The organism is Amycolatopsis coloradensis (assembly GCF_037997115.1).
GTDB classification, from domain to species: Bacteria; Actinomycetota; Actinomycetes; order Mycobacteriales; family Pseudonocardiaceae; genus Amycolatopsis; species Amycolatopsis coloradensis_A.
Genome location: NZ_CP150484.1, coordinates 2,424,189 through 2,440,458, shown reverse-complemented (window position 1 = coordinate 2,440,458; position 16,270 = coordinate 2,424,189). Strand labels below are relative to the sequence as shown.

20 protein-coding genes and 1 pseudogene are annotated in these 16,270 nt (G+C 69.2%); 13 read left to right on the top strand and 8 right to left on the bottom strand.

Going from position 1 to position 16,270, the window contains the following annotated elements:
- Positions 1–46: 46 nt before the first annotated feature.
- Positions 47–571 carry a Clp protease N-terminal domain-containing protein gene (locus LCL61_RS11510; protein WP_340686820.1) on the bottom strand — a complete coding sequence of 175 codons (525 nt, stop codon included), beginning with the start codon at positions 569–571 and terminating at the stop codon, positions 47–49.
- Complete coding sequence (locus LCL61_RS11505; RefSeq protein WP_004559389.1) at positions 571–780, bottom strand: sigma factor-like helix-turn-helix DNA-binding protein; 210 nt, start codon at positions 778–780, stop codon at positions 571–573. The genes LCL61_RS11510 and LCL61_RS11505 overlap by 1 nt, the downstream gene beginning before the upstream one ends.
- A gap of 61 nt (positions 781–841) precedes the next feature.
- Here LCL61_RS11505 and LCL61_RS11500 point away from each other — a divergent pair, with 61 nt between their 5' ends.
- Together LCL61_RS11500 and LCL61_RS11495 are read left to right on the top strand one after the other, a co-directional pair.
- Complete coding sequence (locus tag LCL61_RS11500) at positions 842–1,615, top strand: protein phosphatase 2C domain-containing protein (RefSeq protein WP_340686819.1); 774 nt, start codon at positions 842–844, stop codon at positions 1,613–1,615.
- 53 nt (positions 1,616–1,668) lie between these two features.
- A pseudogene (locus tag LCL61_RS11495) lies at positions 1,669–2,220 on the top strand (DUF998 domain-containing protein); the annotation flags it as partial.
- 78 nt (positions 2,221–2,298) lie between these two features.
- Here LCL61_RS11495 and LCL61_RS11490 read toward each other — a convergent pair.
- Complete coding sequence (locus tag LCL61_RS11490) at positions 2,299–3,303, bottom strand: D-cysteine desulfhydrase family protein (RefSeq protein ID WP_340686818.1); 1,005 nt, start codon at positions 3,301–3,303, stop codon at positions 2,299–2,301.
- Between the two features lie 74 nt (positions 3,304–3,377).
- On the opposite strand from LCL61_RS11490, the gene LCL61_RS11485 reads away from it, so the two are divergent.
- Genes LCL61_RS11485 through LCL61_RS11475 form a run of 3 tightly spaced genes read left to right on the top strand, consistent with a single transcriptional unit; the run spans position 3,378 to position 6,156 of the window.
- On the top strand, positions 3,378–4,760 hold the full coding sequence (locus tag LCL61_RS11485; RefSeq protein ID WP_340686817.1) for an amidase: 1,383 nt from the start codon (positions 3,378–3,380) through the stop codon (positions 4,758–4,760).
- A complete protein-coding gene (locus tag LCL61_RS11480; RefSeq protein WP_340688553.1) occupies positions 4,757–5,305 on the top strand; it encodes a TetR/AcrR family transcriptional regulator in 549 nt (182 codons plus the stop codon). Before LCL61_RS11485 ends, LCL61_RS11480 begins: the two co-directional genes overlap by 4 nt.
- A complete protein-coding gene (locus LCL61_RS11475) occupies positions 5,302–6,156 on the top strand; it encodes an oxygenase MpaB family protein (protein WP_340686816.1) in 855 nt (284 codons plus the stop codon). Before LCL61_RS11480 ends, LCL61_RS11475 begins: the two co-directional genes overlap by 4 nt.
- 4 nt (positions 6,157–6,160) lie before the next feature.
- On the opposite strand, the gene LCL61_RS11470 is transcribed toward LCL61_RS11475, so the two are convergent.
- Positions 6,161–6,754 (bottom strand): CGNR zinc finger domain-containing protein, encoded by a 594-nt coding sequence (locus LCL61_RS11470; protein ID WP_340686815.1) that lies wholly within the window; start codon positions 6,752–6,754, stop codon positions 6,161–6,163.
- Between the two features lie 54 nt (positions 6,755–6,808).
- Here LCL61_RS11470 and LCL61_RS11465 point away from each other — a divergent pair, with 54 nt between their 5' ends.
- From LCL61_RS11465 to LCL61_RS11445, 5 genes are all read left to right on the top strand, one after another.
- Positions 6,809–7,666, top strand: coding sequence for an alpha/beta hydrolase (locus tag LCL61_RS11465; protein ID WP_340686814.1), 858 nt, complete (start codon positions 6,809–6,811; stop codon positions 7,664–7,666).
- A 102-nt stretch (positions 7,667–7,768) separates the two neighbouring features.
- Positions 7,769–9,217 (top strand): hypothetical protein, encoded by a 1,449-nt coding sequence (locus LCL61_RS11460; protein WP_340686813.1) that lies wholly within the window; start codon positions 7,769–7,771, stop codon positions 9,215–9,217.
- Positions 9,214–9,621, top strand: a complete 408-nt coding sequence (locus LCL61_RS11455; protein WP_340686812.1) for a FixH family protein — start codon at positions 9,214–9,216, stop codon at positions 9,619–9,621. The genes LCL61_RS11460 and LCL61_RS11455 overlap by 4 nt, the downstream gene beginning before the upstream one ends.
- Before the next feature lie 19 nt (positions 9,622–9,640).
- Positions 9,641–10,774, top strand: a complete 1,134-nt coding sequence (locus tag LCL61_RS11450) for a hypothetical protein (protein ID WP_340686811.1) — start codon at positions 9,641–9,643, stop codon at positions 10,772–10,774.
- The gene (locus LCL61_RS11445) at positions 10,767–11,315 is read left to right on the top strand and encodes a hypothetical protein (RefSeq protein WP_340686810.1); all 549 of its coding nucleotides are present in this window, start codon (positions 10,767–10,769) and stop codon (positions 11,313–11,315) included. The genes LCL61_RS11450 and LCL61_RS11445 overlap by 8 nt, the downstream gene beginning before the upstream one ends.
- A gap of 58 nt (positions 11,316–11,373) precedes the next feature.
- On the opposite strand, the gene LCL61_RS11440 is transcribed toward LCL61_RS11445, so the two are convergent.
- The gene (locus LCL61_RS11440; protein WP_340686809.1) at positions 11,374–11,628 is read right to left on the bottom strand and encodes a DUF397 domain-containing protein; all 255 of its coding nucleotides are present in this window, start codon (positions 11,626–11,628) and stop codon (positions 11,374–11,376) included.
- Positions 11,629–11,978: 350 nt separating this feature from the next.
- On the opposite strand from LCL61_RS11440, the gene LCL61_RS11435 reads away from it, so the two are divergent.
- Together LCL61_RS11435 and LCL61_RS11430 are read left to right on the top strand one after the other, a co-directional pair.
- Positions 11,979–12,251 carry a hypothetical protein gene (locus LCL61_RS11435; protein WP_034310462.1) on the top strand — a complete coding sequence of 91 codons (273 nt, stop codon included), beginning with the start codon at positions 11,979–11,981 and terminating at the stop codon, positions 12,249–12,251.
- A 5-nt stretch (positions 12,252–12,256) separates the two neighbouring features.
- Positions 12,257–12,526 carry a hypothetical protein gene (locus LCL61_RS11430; protein WP_340686808.1) on the top strand — a complete coding sequence of 90 codons (270 nt, stop codon included), beginning with the start codon at positions 12,257–12,259 and terminating at the stop codon, positions 12,524–12,526.
- 4 nt (positions 12,527–12,530) lie between these two features.
- Here LCL61_RS11430 and LCL61_RS11425 read toward each other — a convergent pair whose 3' ends face one another.
- From LCL61_RS11425 to LCL61_RS11415, 3 genes are read right to left on the bottom strand one after another with little or no spacing between them, the layout of a single operon-like run.
- A complete protein-coding gene (locus LCL61_RS11425) occupies positions 12,531–13,379 on the bottom strand; it encodes an SAM-dependent methyltransferase (RefSeq protein WP_340686807.1) in 849 nt (282 codons plus the stop codon).
- Between the two features lie 14 nt (positions 13,380–13,393).
- A complete protein-coding gene (locus LCL61_RS11420; RefSeq protein WP_340686806.1) occupies positions 13,394–14,209 on the bottom strand; it encodes an SAM-dependent methyltransferase in 816 nt (271 codons plus the stop codon).
- A gap of 1 nt (position 14,210) precedes the next feature.
- The gene (locus LCL61_RS11415; RefSeq protein ID WP_126733165.1) at positions 14,211–15,068 is read right to left on the bottom strand and encodes a helix-turn-helix domain-containing protein; all 858 of its coding nucleotides are present in this window, start codon (positions 15,066–15,068) and stop codon (positions 14,211–14,213) included.
- Between the two features lie 219 nt (positions 15,069–15,287).
- Here LCL61_RS11415 and LCL61_RS11410 point away from each other — a divergent pair, with 219 nt between their 5' ends.
- Positions 15,288–16,196: an MBL fold metallo-hydrolase gene (locus LCL61_RS11410; protein ID WP_340686805.1), complete on the top strand. Its 909-nt coding sequence runs from the start codon at positions 15,288–15,290 to the stop codon at positions 16,194–16,196.
- Positions 16,197–16,270: the final 74 nt, after the last annotated feature.

The following is a 16,270-nucleotide window of genomic DNA, read 5'->3' as shown; positions in this document are numbered from 1 at the left end:
CTTCCGATCTGGACGGTTCTAACCGTCCTTGCCACTCACGAGGTGATCAGCTGGCCTCCCGTTGGTCAAGCAGCCGCCGGACGGCGAGGTAGTCGATGCCCCGCTGCGCGAGCACGTCGGCCGCGACACCGGGGACAGCGGTCAGCGCGAGCAGCAGATGCTCGCCTTCGATGCGCTTGCTGCCGACATCGATGGCTTCGCGAAGGCTCTTCTCCAGCACCTTCTTCGCCTCCGGCGTGAACGGCCGATGACCGCGTCCCACACGACGGCCGCCGGTCAGCGCGCCGGGGCCGTGGGTCTGCTCGACCCGCTCGACGATGTGCTCGACGTCGATGCCGAACCCACTCAAGGCTTCGACGTCGGCGTCACTCATCCCGCCCCGCCGCCGGACGCGGCGGAGGTCGTCGGCCAGTTCGTCCACCGGGCAGCCCAGTGCGGCGAGCACGCCGGTGTGCCGGGCGAGGGAGGTCAGCAGATGCAGCGGGTCGACGTTCCCGGACACCTCGTCCGCCGCGACGCGCTGGGCCCCGACGACGACTTCGCGGGCTTCGGTGGTGAAGCGCTCGAACATCAATGCCTCCCGTACTTCTTGTGCACCGCTTGCCTGCTGACCCCCAGCTCGGCCGCGATCTCCTGCCAGGACCAGCCGTGGACCCGCGCGCTGCGGACCTGCACGGCTTCGAGTTGTTCCAACAGCCGGCGCAAGGCGGCGACGGCGCGCAATCCCACGCGGGGATCTCGGTCGCCGGCTCGCGCGGCCAGATCTGTCGCCTCGGTCATGACGTCAACCTACGTTGACATCTCGTCCGCGTCAACTTCGGTTGACAGTTAGGGTCGGGTCATGGTCGAAATCGCAGTGGCGGAAAGGGACGGAGTAGGTGCGGACGGAGCGACGCGCCCGACCGAAGACCATGTCGCCGTACTCGGCAACGCCGTGGTGGTGCTCGACGGGGCGACCGCACCGCGGCCGGATCTGCCGTCCGGCGGCTGGTACGCGAGTCTGCTCGTGCACAGCCTGTCGCGGGCCTTGAGCGCGGAACCCCAGGCCGATCTCGCGGTGCTGCTGGCCGAGTCGATCGCCGACGTCGCCCACCGCGAGGGCCTCGAACCGGGACGATCGCCGTCGAGCACGGTCGCGATCGCGCGCTGGACGGACGACACCGTCGACGGGCTGGTGCTCGCGGACAGCCCGATCATCGCCTTCGGGCCCTCCGGCACCGACCCACTGACCGACGACAGGCTCGTCTCGCTGCGCGAAAGCGGCCAGCTCCGCACCGGCGCCGACGTCCGCGCGAAACGCAACGCTCCGGGCGGCTTCTGGGTCGCCGAGGCGGAACCGAAGGCGGCCGCGGAAGCCGTCCGCCGCAGCTGGCCGCGCTCGGAGGTCGACGCCCTGCTGCTGGCGACGGACGGCGTCGCGATCGGTGTCGACGAATACGACCTGTTCGACTGGCCCGAGGTGCTCGCCATCAGCCGGGAGCGTGGCCCGGACGCCGTCCTCGACGCGGTGCGCACGGCGGAGAAACAGGACCCGGACGGCGAGCGCTGGCCCCGCGCGAAAAGGCACGATGACCAGCTACTGGTACTCGTCGACTTCGGGGTAGCCCCAGGGTAAAACCGGGGGCTTCCCGGATCGGAAATCCGCGCCCGCGCGAGCACGCTGGACGCATGACGTTCCCTGGGGAGAGATCGCGGACCAAGCCCTGGCTGATCGCGTCGGGCGCGGCCATCGGCTGGGCACTGTTCACCATGGTCGTGCTCCACCTGATCAGCTCACGCGATCCGGTGTTCGACACGCTGTCCAGCTACGCCTACGTCGATCGCGGCACGGGCATGCTCGGCGCCAGCGTGCTCTCCCTGTCCATCGGTTCGCTCACCGCGCTCGGCGCGCTGGCCGCGGCCGGGATCCCGCTCAGCCGCACCACGAAACTGCTGTTCGTGCTGTGGTCGCTCGGGCTGGCGGCGGCCGCGATCTTCCCGGCGAGCTACCCCGAATTCCCCGATCCGGTCAGCGGCGAGATCCACCTGTACGCCTGCCTCATCGCGTTCCTCAGCCTGCCCGCCGCCGGGTTCACCCTGCGCGACAACCTGCGCGGCACGCCCGCGGCCAAGCTGGTCGGCCGCCTGGCGTGGGGCAGCGCCGCCGGGTTGATCGTCTTCGGGCTCAGCTTCATCTTCGTGCGCCTGTCCGACATCCCGTTCTTCATGACACTGACCGACATCGCGCCGGTCGGCGTCATGCAGCGGGTTTCGCTGGTGGCGCACGTGATCCTGATCGCCGGGATGCTGAAGGTCGCGTCAGCGGCGCACCGCGTCGGCGAATTCGGGGGCGTAACCGTAGAGGCCGGGCAGACCGCCCGTGTGCAGGAAGACAACGTGCTCGCCGGGCGCGAAATGGCCTTCGGCGGCCCACTCGATCAGCGCGGCGCCCACTTTGCCGGTGTACACGGGATCGAGCGCGATCCCTTCCGTGCGGCCGAAAAGCCGCACCGCGTCCCACGTCCCGGCGGTCGGGATCCCATAACCGGGACCGATCGTGCGGTCGTCGATGCGCAGGCCGTCGAGTGACGGCGGCTCGCTCCCGAGCAGCACGGAGGCCGCGATGGTGAGGTCGGCCAGGTTGTCGAGGGCCTCGTCGACCGGATGGCTGACGCAGGCGATGTCCAGCGTCAGCCAATCGAGGTCCGCCGTTCCGACGATGAGCCCGGCGGAGGTCCCGCCGCTGGCGTGCGGGGCGACCAGCCGCGCCTTGGTGATGTCCAGCTCACCGAGCTGCCCGGCGATCTCCCGCGCGGCCGCGACGTACCCGAGCGCCCCGACGCCGTCGGAACCGCCGACCGGGAACGTGGCCACCTCGCGGCCCTCGGCCGCGGCCTCGGTGATCAGCCGCTCGTAGGTCCTGCCGGTCTCCTCGCCGTCGCGGCAGATGTGCACGTTCGCACCGAAGAGATGATCGAGGGAGACGTTGCCGGACCGTTCGTACGCGTCGCCTTCGCGAGGAACCTTCGCCGTCAGGACGAGCTCGCACCGCAATCCGAGCTTCGCGCAGGCCGCGGCGGTCTGGCGGCCGTGGTTGGTCTGCAGCGCGCCGAACGTGATCACCGTGTCGGCGCCGTTTTCGATCGCCGCGCCGAGCAGGAACTCGAGTTTGCGCAGTTTGTTCCCGCCCACGCCGAGTGGATGCACGTCATCCCGTTTGAGCAGCAGGTTCGGCAGGCCGAGGGCCTCGCCCAGCCGCGGGGCGGGATGCAGCGGCGTGGGGTAGCCGCCGAGGTCGACGCGGGGGAAGCGATCGAGGTTCATGAAAGTCACGTAACCACACCGAAGCCACCCGATGGTATCGTTCGTTTGAACGAACGAGACGTGCAGGGGGAACCATGACCACCTCGAAACCGGACCTCGCGTTCACCGGCCTGGCCGAACAGGCCTCGCTGCTCGCCAGTGGCGCGGTCACTTCCGTCGAACTCACTCGTCAAGCGCTGGAGCGGGCCGAAGCGAGTCAGCCCGTTCTCAACGCCTTCAAATGCCTTCGCGCCGAAGAAGCCCTTCGCGAGGCGGAGGAAGCCGACCGACGTCTCGCCGCCGGCGAGACCGCTCCCCTGCTCGGCGTCCCCACCGCCATCAAGGACGACCTCGACGTCGCCGGCCTGCCGACGGCATTCGGCTGCGAAGGCGACTTCGCCGTCGCGACGGCGGACTCCCCGCCCGTCGCCGCGCTCCGCCGGGCGGGCGCGGTGCTCATCGGCAAGACCAACACCCCCGAACTCGGCCAGTGGCCGTTCACCGAAGGCCCGGCGTTCGGCGCGACCCGCAATCCGTGGGACACCGAGCGCACCCCGGGCGGTTCCTCCGGCGGCGCGGCGGCGGCCATCGCGTCGGGGGTGATCGCCGCCGCGCTGGGTTCCGACGGGGCCGGGTCGATCCGGATCCCGGCCGCGTGGACCGATCTGGTCGGGATCAAACCGCAGCGCGGCCGTGTCCCGACCGAACGCGAGCTCTTCCACGGGCTGACCGTGGTCGGCCCGCTCGCGCGCACCGTCGCCGACGCGGCCCTGCTGCTCGACGTCGCCGCCGGGACCGGCACCGCGTTCCAGGCGGCCGCCCGCCGCGAACCGGGCCGGATGCGGATCGGGCTGTCCACCAGGATCCCTTTCACCGCGACGAAAACCCGGCTCGATTCGCAAGCGCACGCGGCCGTCGTCCGGCTCGCGGAGCGGTTCGCCGAACTCGGCCACGAGATCGTCGAGATCGAACCCGACTACCGGCTGATCGGCCTCACCTTCCTGCCGCGTTCGCTCGTCGGCGTGCGTGACTGGTCCCGTCGCGTACCGGACCAGGCGCGGCTCGACCCGCGCACGCGCGCCAACGCCCGGCAGGGTTCGGTGCTGGCCGGGCCGGCGCTTCGGCTCGCCCGCGCCACGGAACCGTTGCTGCAACGGCAGATCGGCTCGGTGTTCGGCCGGGTGGACGTCGTCCTCACGCCGACCACGGCCACGCCGCCACCGCGGATCGGCAGCTTCGACGCGCTCTCCGGCTGGCAGACCGACCAGGCCATGATCGCCGCGTGCCCCTACGCTTGGCCGTGGAACGTGCTGGGCTGGCCGGGCGTCAACGTCCCCGCCGGACTGAGCCGGGAAGGACTGCCGCTCGGCGGGCAGCTGCTCGGCCCCTCGCACGCCGAGGAACGGCTGATCTCGCTGGCCGCGCAACTGGAAGAGGTCGAACGGTGGCAGGACCGCAAACCCGAGACCGCTTGGTGAACACCCGCGAAGCCATTCTCCACGCCGCGCTCAAGGTGGTCGGGGAACAGGGCGTCGGCGGGCTGACCAACCGCCGGATCGCGCGGCAGGCCGAAGTCTCGCTCGGCACGCTGACCTACCATTTCCCCAGCCAGACGGCGTTGCTGCGCGAGGCGATGCTGCTGTTCGTCGAGGAAGAGACCACGAAGCTGACCGGGTTCGTCGATACGTACCGCGAACAGGGCTTGAGCGTCGAGCAGGCCGCGTCGGTGGTGGAGCAGGTCATCGCGCAGCTGCCCTTCGGCACCGACGAACTCGGCGCGCACGAGCTGTACCTGCAGGCCGCGCGCGACCCCGGGCTTCAGGACGCGGCCGCCCGGTGTTTCGCCGCCTACGACGAACTCGCGCTGGTGATCCTGAAAACGCTCGGTGTGCCGTCGCCGGAGCGGCTGACCGGCCCGGTCGTCGCGCTGATCGCCGGCCTCCAGTTGCGCAGGCTGGCCACGGGTGACGACGGCGTCGAGGTGGCGCAGTCGTTGATGATGCTCGTCCGCGGCGCGTCATGACCGGTCCGCCGATCGTCAAGGGGACGGCGGCGTGGCGGTACTTCGGCGACTTCCGGGCCGGACTTCTGGCGGGCCAGGTGCTGGTACTGCAGGTCGCGCATCCGGTCGTCGCGGCCGGGGTTCGGGATCATTCCGACTACGTCGAAGATCCGTGGACCCGGCTCATGCGCACGGCCGCCTCGCTGTCCATCTACATCTACGGCGGCCCGGAGGGCGCGCGCTACGAGGCCGACCGGCTGCGCGCACTGCACCGGTCGTTCACCGGCGTCGACGACGGTCACCGTTACAGCGCGCTGAACCCGCGCGCGTACGCCTGGGTGCACGCCACGCTCGTCATGGTTCCCGTTGACACACAACGGTTCTACGGCACCCCGATGAACCCGTCCGAACTGGACGAGTACTACGCGCAGATGTGCGACGTCGGACGGCTCCTCGGTCTGCGCGAGCAGGACATGCCGCCGACGTGGCCGGAATTCGAGCGGTACTACGCGGAAATGATCGACGGTTTCGGCCCGAACGAGACGATCTCGACGTTGTTCGAAACGATCCGCACGGTGAAGAAACCGTGGCGATGGCTGCCCGACGAACGCTGGACACGGCTTCAGCGATGGCAGTATCGAGGGCAGATGTTCGTCATCCGCGCCACGCTGCCACCCGCGCTGCGGGATCGTCTCGGTCTACAGTGGACGGTCCGGGACCAGCGCCGGTTCGACCGGTTCCGCACGGTGGTGCGGCTGGTCGGCGGGCTGGTGCCGATGCCGTTGCGGTCTTCGCTCGTGCGCCGGATCGGCAGGCTCAACGTCTGGTTCCGGGCCCACCCCCGCGCGTATCGTTTCCTCGGCGGAATTTAGTCCTCTAAACGCGCTTTCGGGTTCGGGCGTAGTGGGCGCGGGCCTTCGCCCGGTTGCCACAGCGCGCCATCGAGCACCACTGGCGCGACCGCCTCGGCGAGGCGTCGCAGAACCGCAGGCCACAGTCGTCGGCGGCGCAGCTCCGGACCGCGATGTCCTCGGTCGCGAGGTCGATCGCGTCGGCCGCGAGCGCGCCGAGCGCGGCGACGACCGACACCGGCCTCAGCTCCTTCACCGGCTTGCCGTCGTCGTAACGCAGCCACGGCGACGGCGCGCCGGACGCCATCTCGTTGANCTTCACCGGCTTGCCGTCGTCGTAACGCAGCCACGGCGACGGCGCGCCGGACGCCATCTCGTTGACCAGGAGGACATCCGCAGGCCGCGGATCACCCAACAGCACTTTGTCGACAGCTTCCCGCAGTGTCCGCGCGGCCGACAGTTCGTCCGCACTCGCCTCAGTGACGGCGAAGCCCATGAGCCGCAGCCATTCCACGAGGGCGGCAGGGTCGGTGAGCAGCTCCCGGCTGTCCTCGTGCCGCTCGCGCACGGTGTTCACGAGGTCGAGGCACGGTCGCCCGCCGTCGAAGACCCACTCCATCCGGCAATTCTAACCGTTGCCATCGGTTAGGACGGCGATCTACCGTCTAACCCCATGAACCGGTTAGATAGCGAGACCGCTTCGGTCAACGGCATCCGCCTGCACTACCTGCGTGCCGGAGAGGGCCCCGCGCTCTTCCTCCTGCACGGGTGGCCGCAGACGTCCTTCTGCTGGCACGAGATCATCGGCGAACTGGCCGAAACGCATACCGTCATCGCCCCTGATCTGCGCGGCTACGGCAAATCGGACAAACCCCGCGACGGCTACGACAAACGCACGATGGCGGCGGACGTCGCCGCCCTCGCCACCCACCTGGGTTTCGGGCGAGTGTCCGCCGTCGGGCACGACCGCGGCGGCCGGGTCGCCCACCGCTGGGCACTGGACCGGGCCGATCAGGTCGACCGGCTCGCCGTGCTCGACATCATCCCCACCAGGGAACTCTGGAAACGCCTCGATAGCGAGATCGGCCGCGCCTACTGGCACTGGCTGTTCCACCTCCAGCCGGATCTGCCGGAACTGCTCGCCGGCCGGGACATCGCCGCCTACCTCGGCTACTTCTTCGAACGCTGGACGCATCAGCGGCAAGGACTGAGCCGGGAGGCCGTCGACGAATACGTCCGCGCGTTCTCCGCGCCGGGTGCCCTGCGGGCCGGCTTCGACGACTACCGCGCGTCCTTCCCGTACGACGCGGAAGCGGACGACGCCGATTTCGACGCGGGTCGCCGCCTCGAACTCCCCGTGCTCGCGCTGTGGGGGGCGAGCGGTCTGCTGGGAAAGCTGCCGACGCTGGAGATCTGGCAGGACTACGCGAACGACGTCTCCGGTACGGCGATCGACGAATGCGGTCATTTCCTCGCCGAAGAACGTCCTCACGCCCTGCTGGAAAACCTGAAACCGTTTCTGCTCAGCTGAGACCCCCACCCGCGGTAAGGGTTCTCGTCCCCTTTACGGGGGACCTCGGTTCACCCCGCGCCGTGACGCTTTCCCCGACCATCGTCGTTAACTTCAGCCGGGATGGGGAATTCACCGAGGGGGCGGCGCACGACGCCGTTGATCATCGCCCGTGTACTCGCGCTCTGCGCGCTGGCGCCCTTTCTGCTGGGCGGCACGGCCCAGGCGGACGGCGTGTCGAGCGGCGCGGACGTCCAGGTCGCGCAGACGCTCGGCACCCGGGATCTCACGGTCATCCTGCGCCGGATGGACATCGCGCCCGGGCCGCTGCACGTCGACGTCGTCACGCACACCGGAAGCGCGCCGGGAACGCTGAAACTGCGCGCGTCGGCCGCCGGGACGACGTTTTCCGAAACCACCGTGCGGCTGGACGGGAAACCGGGTGCCCATGCGGCGCAGCTGCGGGTCGACCAGCCGGGGCCGTGGGAACTCGGCCTCGACGACGGGACGGACACCGCGTCGATCCCGTTCATCGTCCCGGCCAGGGTCATCCCGCCGTGGGAGAAGGCCACCTTCGGCGGTTTTGTCGCCGCGGGCGTGTTCCTGGTGCTCGGCCTCGTCGTCGCGATGCGCGTCCGGCGACCGCAGCTCGCGCTGATCCCCGCCGGCGGGATGGTCGCCGCGCTCGCGGTCGCGATCACCGGCGCGATGCTCTCCGCGTCCACCCCGCCGCCGCCCGCGCCCGGTACCGCGCTGGACCCGACGATCGACAACATCCAGGACCCGTACGCGAACGCGCAGATGTCCACTGTGGACTTCTCCCGGCCGCCGGTGAATCTGGCCGTGCACTCGCCGAACGCGCGATCCGGCGGTCTCGCCGAGGTCCGGATCGCCGTCGCCGACGGCGCGACCGGCCGCCCCGTCGACGACCTTTTGGTGCACGACAACGCCTTGATCCATCTCGTCGTCATCTCGCCGACGGGCAGGCTGTGGCATCTGCATCCGGTGCGGGTCGGCCCTGGTGACTACCGGGTGAAGTTCACCCCGCCCGAGGCCGGGACCTACGCCGTCGCCGCGGAACTCGCCCGGCGAGGCGGCGGCGTGCAACTGGCCCGCACCACGCTGGGTGTCGCGTCCGGAAAGGACTCCGCCGCCGAACCCGTACCCGCCGGCGCGGGGAAGCGGTTCGTGCACGGGAATCCGGTCGACGTCGAGGTCGAACCGGGGACGCCGACCACGATCACCGCGCGGTTCGGCAAAGCGGATCTCCAACCCTGGCTGGGGATGCTCGGCCATCTGATCGTCGTCGGCCCGATCACCGACGACAGCCGGGTCGGCGCGGATGCCGCTGCCGCGCCGACCTGGGCCCATGTGCACTCGATGATCCCGCAATCCCCTGGTATGCCGGGAAAACCGGATGAGACCGTCGCCGCGTACGGCCCCGACGTCCCGTTCACCTACACCTTCTCCGCGCCCGGCAAGTACCGGATCTGGTTGCAGGCCGAACGCGACTACACGGTGCTGACCGTGCCCCTGCAGATCGAGGTCCCGGCGGAAGGGGCACCGCAATGAGTTCCACAGTGGACAGACGTAAGCCCGTCCTGCTGATTTCCGTCGTCTCGGTGCTCGTGGTGGCGATCGTGGCCTGGCTGGTCTGGCCGAGCAGCGGCGGCGCGCAGGTCCAGCGCTCGACACAGGGCCCGTACACGGTGCAGCTGTCGGTCGAAGATCCGCACCAAGGCGGGAATGTCTTCGCGCTGACCGTCATGGGCGCCACGCCGGACGTCGTCACCCTCGAACCCGTGATGCCGCAGATGGGGCACGCGCTCGCCCCGTCGCCCGCGATCGCGGAGGGGCCTGGCCGGTTCCGCACCGGCGACGTCCTGCTGCCGATGTCGGGGCAATGGGAGATCACCGTTTCACTGCGCGGGCCGTCCGGCGCCACGCAGCACGTTTTTCCTTTGCTGGTCAAGTAAAGAGAGAGAGGTCGGGGGTATGGATCTCACCGCGGGAGGAGCGAGGGCCGTCTCGGTGGCGCGAAGTGAACGCACCGGTCTCGTACCGGCGGGCACGGTGCTGGCCGGATCGGTGATCTCGCTGATCGGGCTGACCTGGGACATCCAATGGCACGGCGATGTCGGTCCGGACACTTTCTTCACGATGCCGCACCTGTTCCTGTATTCGGGCAGCGCGATCTCCGGGCTCGCGAGCCTCGTGGTCGTGCTGATGACCACGGCGGCGCGCCGGGCAGGCCGCCCGGTCGATGCCAGGGTCGGCGGCCGCGCGATCAATGTCTTCGGCAAGGTCTTCGCCGCACCGGCCGGCTACCTGGTGACCGGTACGGGCGCGGCGATGTTCCTGCTGTACGGCCTGTGGGACCAGTGGTGGCACGGCCTCTACGGCTTTGACGCGGTGATCGACTCACCGCCGCACATCGGGCTGCTGCTGTCGATCACGCTGAGCATCATCGGCACGGTCATGGTGTTCGCGGCCGCTCGGGAACACCGCTGGGGCACCGTCGGCGTGGTCGGCAGCCTCGGTGTGCTGATCGCGTTCAGCACGGTGACCGTGCTGGGGCTGCAGCAGATCGACGTCGACGGGCTCGACGTCGTCTCCGTCGGCATCGCGCTGCTTTCGGTGCTGCTGGTCTCGGCGGGCGCCGGATTCTGGGCACGGCCCGGCGGCGCGGTCCGGGTCGCCGCGGCACTGGCGGTCATCCAGGCGATCACGTGGTGGTTCTCGCCCTGGGCCGCGGAGGCGTACGCGGGAGCCGTCGGTCTGCCCATGCGCGACTACATCGACGGCGTTCCCGCGATGCCCTCGATGATGCCGATGGCGCTGCTGCCCATCGCGGCCGTGCTCGAAGCGGTGTATCTGCTTTCGCGGCGCGGCTGGTCCGCGGGCCGCGTTTCGGTGCTGGCGGGCGCGATCGGCGGTCTCCTGGTCGGCGCGAGCATGCCGATCCAGAACGCGATCGTCTACGGCGCCGACCGGATGCCGTGGGCGGTCGTGTTCGCGACGGCCGCCGCCGGCGCGGTGGCCGGGCTGCTCGGCGGGTTCGCCGGGTGGCGCTTCGGCGGGATGCTGGGGCTGCTGGCCCCGGCGAAGGGGGACAACGCGCATGCGTAAGACACTGCTGGCCCTGGTGGCGGCGATCGGTCTGCTGTTCGCGACCACGCCCGCGGCGAACGCCTACGAACCGGTGAACATCGTCCACACCGAACGGGTCCAGGTCGGTCCGTACGGGATGACGGTCGGATTCAGCACGTGGCCCTTGCGCGCCATGCAATCGCTGGACTTCACGTTCATCCCGGACGACGGGATCGCCGGCAAGTCGGGGACGCTCGCGTTCGTCAATCCGGAGACCGGGCGGCTGGGCCGTCCGCAACCGCTCGCGAAGCATCCGCGGAAACTGGAGGTGTGGGGGCTGGACATCCGTGCCCTGCAGACACAGGGCTCGTGGACGTTCCGGTTCGAGATCGAGGGCCCCGCGGGCAAGGGCACGGGAGAACTGCGGGATCTGGCGGTGCTCGAACAGCCGGGTCCGCCGATGGCGGTGAGCTGGTCGATCAGCCTGATCCCGCTGATCGTCCTCGCCGTCCTGATCGCCGTCGCCTGGCGCAGAACGAAATCCAGGCTGCGCGGGAACGGGCTCCCCGCCACGGTGTGACTCGAAGTGACCGAAGGTCGGATGGCTCGCGTGTCCCGATGGGCACGCGAGCCTTTCGTCATGGGGTCAAATCGAACTGTCCGGCCTTGACCGCCTCGAGGAAGGCGTTCCACTCACCGGAATCGAAGACGAAGACGGGACTTTGGGCCAGCTTGGTGTCACGGACCCCCACCAGGCCTTCCCTGCCGAGATTGACCTCGACGCAGTTCCCCCCGTTGGGCTCACTCGCGAAGGATTTCTCCCACGCGGAGTCGTCGAACAGCGACACGGCCGTGGTCGGATCGTAATCCGCCGCCGATGGATAATCGGCCATTGGTCGTACCTCCGAACGTCGGTCGGGGGTGCGGGCCGCGACCTGCGCGAACCGTCACCGTCCCGGCTTCTCCCTGCCTCAACGGGACTATCCCGCACGGCCAAGTGGGTGATCAACTCCGCCCACCCTCGACATGAAGATTATTCCAGGAGTAGGATTAATCGCAGCGGCCGGGGCTCGGTTGTTGGTGATTCGCTCGCAGTACGCGGACATCCCGGCGACGGACGTCACCGGGTGCGTCAGCAGGGAGTTTCGCCGTTCCGGCAGGCCACCGACGGCAGGTGACCGGCGGGGACACCCACCCCGCGGCGCATGACCACCCACCGCCGACCTCGTGGGGGAGGATCAGCGTGATCATTCAGGACACCATGCCGGCGACGGTACTCGCCGTCGGCAGGCTCATGGCCGGGACAGCGGGCGAAAGCCGCCGCTCCGCGCATCTCTTCGACTTGCACACCGGGGGTTCGCACCCCGAGTTTCTGCACGCCCGCTGCGGCGCCGCGATGCCGTACGACCACTTGGAATGGGTCCCCGTCGGTTCGGGGATGCCCTGTGAGCGTTGCCTCGGCCTCGCCGGTTCGGCCGACCAGGCGCGGTTGCCGCGTCCGAGCCGGGGGGTGTGACCGCCATGGCCGTCCGTCTCACCACGCTGCTGTTCCGCCGTGAGGACGAACGCCTGGCCTCGGCGAAGCACCACCACCGCACCATCGGGCTCGAACTGCGTCAGCGGTTCGGGTTCAGCCTCATCCAGGCCCCGCTGCGCAAACAGCCGCCGTGGAACTCCGAAGTCGACGCGCCCGGCGCGCACCGGGACCTGATCAGGACCGGCCGGCCGCTCGAAGGTCAGTTCGAGCTGACGCCCCTGTTCGGGATCGGGCATCTGACCGGCCGGGCCTGACCGCTCAGGGCTTGCGGCCCAGCCCGCCGAGTCCGCCGGTGAAGGTCGGGTCGTCCGCGAACCGGTCGCTCGCCCGGGAATCCGCTTCGTCGAGATGCCAGGTGGCCATCCAGTCGATGCCCGGCTCCACCATCTCCAGCCCGTCGAAGAACGCGGCGAACTCCGCGCGGGACCGCAGATGGAACGGCGCGCTCGTCTTCTTGTACAGCTCCTGGACGTTCTCCCGGTTGTCGCCTTCCTTGCGGGTGACGCCGTCCTCGGTCAGATGCGAGGACAGGAAGTACGAACCCGACGGCAGGAAATCGAGGTACCGCTGGACCATCTCGTGCACGGGCTCCTCCGGGCCGAGGAAGTACAGCAGGCCGACCAGCACCAGCCCGATCGGCTGCCGCGGGTCGATCACCCCGGTCTCGAGGGCGCGTTTCCAGATGTCGGCGGGATCCCGCACGTCGCCCTGCAGGACCGCGTGCCGCCCGAGCAGCCCCTCCCGTTCCAGCAGCAGCTGGGAATGCGCGACGGCGACCGGCTCGATGTCCACGTACACGACCCGCGAGTCGGGGTTGATCGCGCTCGCGATCTGGTGGACGTTGCCGACGGTAGGCACGCCTGAGCCGATGTCGAGGAACTGCGTGATCCCCTGACGGGCCAGGTAACCCACGCCGCGGCCGAGGAAGTCGCGGCCGACGCGGGCGAACGTCTTGACCTCCGGGAACTGCTTCAGCACCTGCGTGCCGAACTCGCGGTCGATGGCCCAGTTGGCCGAACCGCCGAGGAACCAGTCGTACACCCTGGCCACGTTGGGTCGTTCGAGATCGACACCTTCGGGAACTTCGGGGTCCTGCTGCGTCGTCATACCGTCACACCTCGTCAGAAACCGGGTTTGCGGGCGACCCCGCCGATGGCGCAGTTAAGCGCAGGCGAGTGGGGGTCGTCCAGCCGCCATGCGCCGACCGGGACCAGACCCGGTGCCACGAGGTCGAAATCGCCGAAAAAACCGAGGATCTCTTCCTTGTCGCGAAAGGACGCGGGCGTGCTCGACTGCTCGTACTGCTTCACGACGCGCTGGACCTGGTCCAGCTCGTCACCTTCCACGCCGGACATCGTGACGTGGGACAGGACGTAGAAGGAGCCCGCGGGCAGCAGGCGCCGGTATCGCGCGATGACGTCGGGGAGCCCGGGGTCCGGCACGAAATGCAGGACCGCGACGGTGAGCAGGGCCACCGGCTTCGCCGGATCGAGCACGCCGGTGTCGATGGCGCGTTCCCAGATGTCGTCCGGGTCGCGCAGGTCGCCGCCGAGCACCGCGTGCCTGGCGGGATCCCCGTTCTTCTCCAGCAGGATCCTGGCGTGCGCCACGGCGACCGGTTCGTTGTCGACGTACACGCACCGGCTGTCGCCGTCGACGTCGTCGGCGATCTCGTGGACGTTGCCGACCGTCGGCACGCCGGATCCGAGGTCGAGGAACTGGTTCACCCCGTGCTCGGCGCAATGCCGCACCGCGCGGCCGAGGAAGGCGCGGTTGGCCCTGGCGAGCGAGCGGATGAGCGGGAAGGTCTTGACCAGCTGTTCGCCGAATTCCCTGTCCACCGCCCAGTTCGCGGTCCCGCCGAGCGCCCAGTCGTAGATCCGGGCGGCGTTGGGCCGCTCGAGATCCACGCCGTCGGGCAGGAACCGCGAATCCATCTCAGGATTGCATCTGGGTTCTGTACAGCTCGGCGAGCTCCTTGAGGAACTGCCGGGTCTCCTGGCGCTCCAGCGCGGCGCCGCGCAGCCGGTCCCAAGAGTCGACGAAGATGTTGAAGTCCTTGACGTCGTCGAGGTACAACCCGCCCGCGGAATGTTCGATGTAGACGAAATCCCTGGTGCGGTCGGGAAAACGCATGATGGTGAAATCGTTGGGCACCGCGGCGAGCCGCGCGCCGAACGGCAACACGTGCACATACACGCGCGGATGCTTGTCCAGTGCCAGCAGATGCTCGACCTGGTCCAGCATCACCGCCGGGGCGGAGCCGCCGGGAGCGCGGCGCAAGGCGCCTTCGCTGATGATGAACCGGTAGTAGGGCGGCTGCTGCTGTTCGAAGACGGCCTTGCGGTCCAGCCGGTTGCGGACCAGTGAGGTCACGTCGGTGGCACCCGCTTCGGTGAACTGCTTGAGCATGTAGTGCTCGGACTGCAACGGGCCGGGGATGCGCTCGCCGTGCCAGGTGAGGATCTCCGCGGCCGCCGGTTCGAGGTCGGTGAAGGTGCGGAACCAGTGCGGCACCACGGATCGGTAGCCGGACCAGTGGCCGCGCTGCCCGGCCGCGGCACGGGCCAGGTTCATCAACGTGTCGGCCTCGTCGCCGTTGATCCCGAACGCGTTCAGCATGGATCGCACATCCCCGAGCTTGACCCCGACGGCACCGGACTCGATCTTGTTGACCTTGCCCTGGGTGCAGCCGAGAACCTCGGCGACCTGCTGCTGTGTCATCCGCGCGGCGTTGCGGGCATGCCGGAGCTCGTTCCCGAGCTGCTTCCGGCGCGAGGTGACGGTGCTGGCCATCGCCTTGCTCTCCCGGACCACATAACCAGGACCGCGGCTGCCCGCGGTCCTGCGCGCGAATACTCGAACCCACCCAGGGTACTTCACCTTGAGGGGTTCGATGATGACATTGCGCAGCGTTCCAGGAAACGCCCGAAAACACCAGTCACCTGGTACGTCACCCTGGTGGCGGAGCGATCTCGTCACATTTCGGGCACGCCGGTCCGGCATAGTGACCGAGTGGACCAATCCCCCTTCGCCAGGCAGGTCACCGATGGTGTCTTCGGGTACGTCCAGCCGGACGGCTCGTGGTGGATCAACAACTGTGGGATCGTCGCCGCGGGCGATCACACGGTGGTGATCGACACCTGTGCCACCGAACGGCGTACCAGGGCGCTGCTGGCGACGGCGGAGTCGGCGGGCGGGGCGCCGGTGACCACCGTGGTCAACACGCATCACCACGGCGACCACACGAACGGCAACCACCTGGCGACCGGCGCCACGATCGTCGGGCACCGGAAGACGCGCGAAGTGATGGTCGCCACCGGGATCAACACCTACGAGAACTCGTTCACCGGCAACGACTGGGGCCATCTGGAGCTGCGGCCGCCCGAGGTGCTGTTCGACGACCGGCTGACCGTGCACGCCGGCGACGTCCGGCTGGAGCTGATCCACCCCGGACACGCCGCGCACACCACCAACGACGTCCTCGTCTGGCTGCCGGAACGGCGGGTGCTGTTCGTCGGCGACCTGATCTTCAACGGCGGCAGTCCGTTCGCTTTGATGGGCTCACCGGCCGGCTGGCGGAAGGCGCTGGACCTGGTTCGCGAGCTGGAACCGGAGACGATCGTGCCGGGCCACGGGCCGGTGTGCGGCCCCGAAGCGATCGACGTCGTCGACGGATACCTGGGCTTCCTGCAGAAACTCGCTTCGTACGGGAAGGCCGCCGGGTTGACACCGCTTCAGGCCGCTCGCGAAGCGGATCTGGGGCCCTACGCGGCACTGTCCGAACAGGAGCGGCTGCCGGCGAACCTGCACCGGGCGTATGCCGAACTGGACGGTCTCGAGTGGGGCGCGCCGATAGACCTGGGTGCCGCGCTGGCGGACATGGTCACCTTCAACGGCGCCCCGATCCGGTGCTTCTCCTGACGGCCCCGCTGCCTGTCCGCTGACGGTGCCGCCGCTGTTGCGAAAGCCACTTTCGCAACGCTCAGGGTTGCGAA